General features: G+C 66.4%; 4 protein-coding genes and 1 pseudogene. 1 reads left to right on the forward strand and 4 read right to left on the reverse strand.

The window, feature by feature from the left end:
• The 4 genes and pseudogenes from ABYB95_RS16935 to ABYB95_RS16950 form a co-directional block, all read right to left on the reverse strand.
• Nucleotides 1-200 (reverse strand): annotated as a pseudogene (locus tag ABYB95_RS16935) (VOC family protein); the annotation flags it as partial.
• Between the two features lie 89 nt (nt 201-289).
• Nucleotides 290-943 carry a hypothetical protein gene (locus tag ABYB95_RS16940; protein ID WP_372659730.1) on the reverse strand — a complete coding sequence of 218 codons (654 nt, stop codon included), beginning with the start codon at nt 941-943 and terminating at the stop codon, nt 290-292.
• A gap of 230 nt (nt 944-1,173) precedes the next feature.
• Complete coding sequence (locus ABYB95_RS16945) at nt 1,174-2,199, reverse strand: MlaD family protein (protein WP_372659731.1); 1,026 nt, start codon at nt 2,197-2,199, stop codon at nt 1,174-1,176.
• 6 nt (nt 2,200-2,205) lie between these two features.
• Nucleotides 2,206-3,012, reverse strand: coding sequence for an MlaE family ABC transporter permease (locus ABYB95_RS16950; protein ID WP_372659732.1), 807 nt, complete (start codon nt 3,010-3,012; stop codon nt 2,206-2,208).
• Between the two features lie 215 nt (nt 3,013-3,227).
• Between ABYB95_RS16950 and ABYB95_RS16955 the strand changes: the two genes are divergently transcribed.
• Nucleotides 3,228-4,790, forward strand: a complete 1,563-nt coding sequence (locus ABYB95_RS16955) for an acyl-CoA synthetase (RefSeq protein ID WP_372659733.1) — start codon at nt 3,228-3,230, stop codon at nt 4,788-4,790.
• Nucleotides 4,791-4,956: the final 166 nt, after the last annotated feature.

Here is a 4,956-nt window from a genome sequence, read left to right on the forward strand (position 1 = left end):
ACGCGAAAACAGAAGTGGTAGACCGGAAAGGGCTCGTCCGTCTCGATGAAGTCCAGGGTCAGACCCTGGTTGACATAGACCGGCACGAAGGGCCCCGGTCCGCTGGCGGCCCAAGGCACGTCGAGCAGTTCGGCCAGGCGCTGGGCCGAGGCCGCCGCGTGGTGCGACGGCACGATGGTGTGATCCAGTTCAATGCCCATGGCACGACTCCTTCAAAGCAGTTTTGCCTGATCCTGCGCCGTCCAGCGTCGGCGCCCGAGCGCCAGCGCTTCGACCATGGCACGCCCGTTCAGGGGGTAGATGGTCGGACGGTGGCGCTGGGCGCCAGCAGATCGATTCGGCGCTGAACACGCGCCACCTCGTCCACAGCACCAGCGGCCTGGGCACGCTGCTGCAGCACACCCAGCCAGGCCAGCAGAGGCCGGCGCCAGCCCTGGGCCGACGCCGTTTCCACCGCCTGCCGAATGACGCCAGGCGTGGCCTGGCCACGCCGCATCAGCACACCGGCGGCAACCAGGCGGGAGAGTGGTTCTTCGATGCCCGCCAAGGTGGCATCGGGGCTGCTGGAGCCCGCAGCCAAACCCCGGTGGGGCGGCGGCAACAGCGGCGCATCCGCCGCTTGCGCGCTGCCGCCGAGGTAACGCGCATAGGCCTGCTCGGCAGGCGCAGCGTCGGGCGCCAAAGCCTCGTAGCCGGTGCAGGCCTGGAAATCCAATGCCGCCACGCGGGTGGCGCAGCGCAGCAGTTCCAGCCGGGCCAGCCAATCGGGGCGCGCGGTACTCGCCACGTCGCTGCGCGCGCGTGCGAATTCCACCGCTTCGATCTTGGCGTCGCCACGCAGCCAGGCATCGGCGGCGCGCTCGATACTGCCCTTGGCGTTCATCTGCCACTCGGGCGGCGGTGGCGTGCTGGAACAGGCCGACAACACAACCGCCACTGGCACCACAGACCAGCGCGCAAGCGTCCAGACCGTTGCGCCAGACAGGAAGTTGCTCCAGAAACCTTGTGGAACCGGCTTCGCCGGGCCACAAACGTTGCCCTCTTGAGGAGGTGATGGGCGCAAAACGCACGGCGCGGGGGTGGGCCTTGAACGCCGCAGAACCGGCTTCGCCGGGCTGCTGGCGTTGCCCTCTTGAGGGGGTGACGACGAAGTCGGCGCGGGGGTGTTCCACATCATGGCAGTTGTATCTCCGTCTCGCGGGCGAACGGCCACTTGCGGTTGACCTCGTTCACCAGGCTGTCCACCTTGCGCAGACTGGCCTCCACCTCGGCGCGCAAGGCGCCCAGATCGACCGTGGCCTCGCGGGTATTGCTGGCAATGCCCTGCGCCTCCACCAGCACCGCGTCCACCTTTTGCAAGCTGCCACGCGCCTCACCCAGCAAGCCGTTGAGCTGCTGCACACTGGCGCGCACGTCGCCCACCAGGCCGGATTGAGCCGCCGTGCTCTGGGCGCCGGGGTCGCCAAACACCTGCTTGTCGGCGTTGAGCACCAGCTTGTCCAGACGCGCGGTGAGCGCCTCGGCCCGCGCCAGCAGTGCGTTGGTGCGGTCCACCGTGTCCACGATCTTGCGCGCATCGGCCTCGTTGCCGAACAACAAGCCCATCGCACCCTGCGGTCCGTTCAGGCGTGCGACGGCGTCTTGCGCCTGGGCCAGGGTCTTGGCCAGAGGAGCGCCCGCGCCGGTCAACGCGTTCAGGTTGTCCAGCAGTTCGCGCGCAGATGCGGTGAGGCGCGGAATTTCGGCCGAAGCATCACCACGCAAGACCGTGCGCACCGCGCCATCTTCCAGCGGCGGATCTTCCAGCACACCGCTGAAGGCGCGGATGCGGGTACCACCCACAATGCCGCGCTCCATGGTGAAGATGCTGGAGGTGCGCAACCAGCGCGCGTCCTTGCTCGGCACGTCGACCAAAATGCGCGCGTTGCCGTCCTCGCCCAGTTCGATGCGCGCCACGCGGCCAATGGGAAACCCGGCAAAGGTGACGTCCATGCCGACCACCACGCCCTCGGAATCGTCGGCCAGCAGCACCACCCGCTGGGTGCTTTCGAACACGCCCCGCGCGTACAGCACGTAGGCGGCAGAACCGAGCACCAGTGCCAGCATGAACAGCAACAACAGCGCGGCCTTGACCTCGATGTTCTTCACCGTGCCGGCCGCCGTGCGGGCGCTGGGGGGATTTTTGGCTTCGTCGTTCATGGAGGCTCAATAGTAGTTGCCCAACAGCGACACCACTTCGATCAGCAGCACCACCGAAAACAGGCGCGCAAACTCGGTGATGTCGCTGCGCCGGCTGTAGCGGCCGCTGGGGTCTCGGTGGGTGCTGGACGCCAGCGGCACAATGGCCACCGCCAGACTCAAAAACACGGTCTTGAGCGCAAAAATCAGGGTCACGGCGGGGGTGAACACCTGCCCCACGCCACGGGTATAGGCCGGCAGACCCCAGGGTGAAAAGCCGTAGACCGTGAGGTAGGTGAGCACCAAGGCGATCACGCAACTGAGCGCGGCCAGCATCAAAACCGAAAACACGCTGCCCACGGCGCGCGGCAACAGCTCGTTGCGCAACAGCGTCTGGTGGGCGCGCACCACGCCATCGTCTTGCAGCTCGCTCAAGGTTTCGTGCACGTCTTCGGCGCCGGGCATGCTGAAACGCAAGGCCACGAACATCGCGACGTACAAGGGAATGAGTTCCAGCACCAGGGTGCGCACCAGCACCTCCAGCGCGTACTGCGACAGGCCGTAACTGAACGCCGTGGCGACCACGATGCGGATCAGCACCAGACTGATGAGCGCCGACAGCACCAGAAACCAGGTCAGCAGCGGCGCCGTGGCCATGTAAATATTGCGCAACACCGCCTGCCGCTGAACCCCGCGCTCGTAGCTCGACGGCAGCAGCCCCAGCACCACGATTTGCGCGCCCAGCAGCAAGACGCGCCACCACGCCAGCCAGGTGGCGCGCACCTGCTTGCCCCAGCGGCTGAGGGTGGTTTGTGTTGATGTCACGGGGTCCATCGCGCCATGATAGCCCGCGCCCGCTGCGGTCTGGCCCGGCTGCCACACCCACCACACGGGCACACAAAGCCCCCCGCAGCCGCACAGGTGACAGCCGCTCGGTATAAATGCCCATTGCCATCCACGCCGAATCGATTTCAATCCATGGCAAGTCCGTTCGGCGCCACAGCCCAGCGCCATCCAACCCGTTTCAACTGCGACACAGGAGTTCCCATATGTCATCAACCGCCGTCCACCCCGTGGTGCGCCGCCAGACCATTGCCGACGCGCTGCGCCGCACCGCTGGCCGACTGCCCGCCAAGACCGCCATCGTCTGCGGCGCCACCGAATGGAGCTACGCGGCTTTCGACGCGCTGGTGAGCCGCCTGGCCGCTGGCCTGGCCAGCGTGGGTGTGGCGCAAGGCGACAAAGTCGCCGTGCTGGCCCGCAATTCGCACGGCTTTGCAGCCCTGCGTTTTGCGCTGGCGCGCCGGGGTGCGGTGATGGTGCCGATCAACTTCATGCTCAAGGGCGACGAAGTCGCCTACATCCTGCGCCACGCCGGGGCCAAAACCCTGGCCACCGACAGCGGCCTGGCCGCCCTCGCCCACGAAGCCGCCGCGCTGGACACCCAGGTGTCGCAATTCATCTGGCTGCCATCCGAAGACCCCAGCGAGCCGGTGGCGGGCATGCACAACTTCGACACGCTGGCCGCCTGCACCGACCCGCTGCCCGATGTCAGCCTGGGCAGCCAGGACCTGGCACAAATCGTCTACACCAGCGGCACCGAATCCACACCCAAAGGCGCCATGCTCACGCACGACGCCGTGTTGTGGCAGTACGTGAGCTGCGTGGTGGACGCCGCCATCGCACAAGAAGACCGCGCCCTGCACGCGCTGCCGCTCTACCACTGCGCGCAGCTCGACGTGTTTTTTGGCCCCGCGATCTACATGGGCAGCAGCAACGTGATCACGGCCAAACCGGTGCCCGACAACCTGTTGGCCTTGATCGAAAAACACCAGATCACCAGCTTCTTTGCGCCGCCCACGGTGTGGATCGCGCTGCTGCGCTCGCCGCTGTTCGATCCCGCCCGGGTCAAGAGCCTGGTCAAGGGCTACTACGGCGCGTCCATCATGCCGGTGGAAGTGCTCAAGGAATTGGCGAGCCGCCTGCCATCGGTACGCCTGTGGAATCTGTACGGCCAGACCGAGATCGCGCCGCTGGCCACCATGCTCGGCCCCGAGGACCAACTGCGCAAACCCGGCTCCTGCGGCAAGGCCGTGCTCAACGTGGAGACCCGCGTGGTCGACGACGCGATGCAGGACGTGGCGGTGGGCGAAGTGGGCGAAATCGTGCACCGCTCGCCGCACCTGATGCTGGGCTACTTCCACGACGACGAGCGCACCCGCGCCGCGTTCGAAGGCGACTGGTTCCACAGCGGCGACCTGGCCATCATCGACGACGAGGGCTACATCACCGTCGTGGACCGCAAGAAGGACATGATCAAAACCGGCGGCGAAAACGTGGCCAGCCGCGAGGTGGAAGAGATGGTGTACCGCCTGCCCGGCGTGAGCGAGGTCGCGGTGATCGGCCTGCCCGACCCCAAATGGGTGGAAGCGGTCACGGCGGTGATCGTGCTCAAGGCCGGCCACAGCTTGACCGAGGCCGAGGTGGTGGCGCACTGCAACCAGCACATGGCCAGCTTCAAATCCCCCAAGCGCGTGGTGTTCACCGACAGCCTGCCCAAGAACCCCAGCGGCAAGCTGCTCAAGCGGGAGTTGCGAACACGTTATGCGTGAGGCTGGCTGAGCATTGCGCCATAGGAACACCTGACCTTAGCTCGATGACTGTGGAAGAGTCGAATCTGGTGCTTCATGAGAGGCTTCTCGCTCACAGTGCTGCGAGTTGCAGACGCGCCGCCAGCTTTTCAACCAAAACCACAGCGTCGAGTGGCGGGGCTGCGAG

This window comes from Hydrogenophaga sp., assembly GCF_041633695.1.
In the GTDB taxonomy this organism is placed as follows: Bacteria; Pseudomonadota; Gammaproteobacteria; order Burkholderiales; family Burkholderiaceae_C; genus Hydrogenophaga.

Bases quoted from the DNA above. Each gene is read 5' to 3' on its own strand.
- ABYB95_RS16945 (WP_372659731.1), bottom strand. From the start codon at position 2,199: ATGAACGACGAAGCCAAAAATCCCCCCAGCGCCCGCACGGCGGCCGGC.
- ABYB95_RS16950 (WP_372659732.1), bottom strand. From the start codon at position 3,012: ATGGACCCCGTGACATCAACACAAACCACCCTCAGCCGCTGGGGCAAG.
- ABYB95_RS16955 (WP_372659733.1), top strand. From the start codon at position 3,228: ATGTCATCAACCGCCGTCCACCCCGTGGTGCGCCGCCAGACCATTGCC.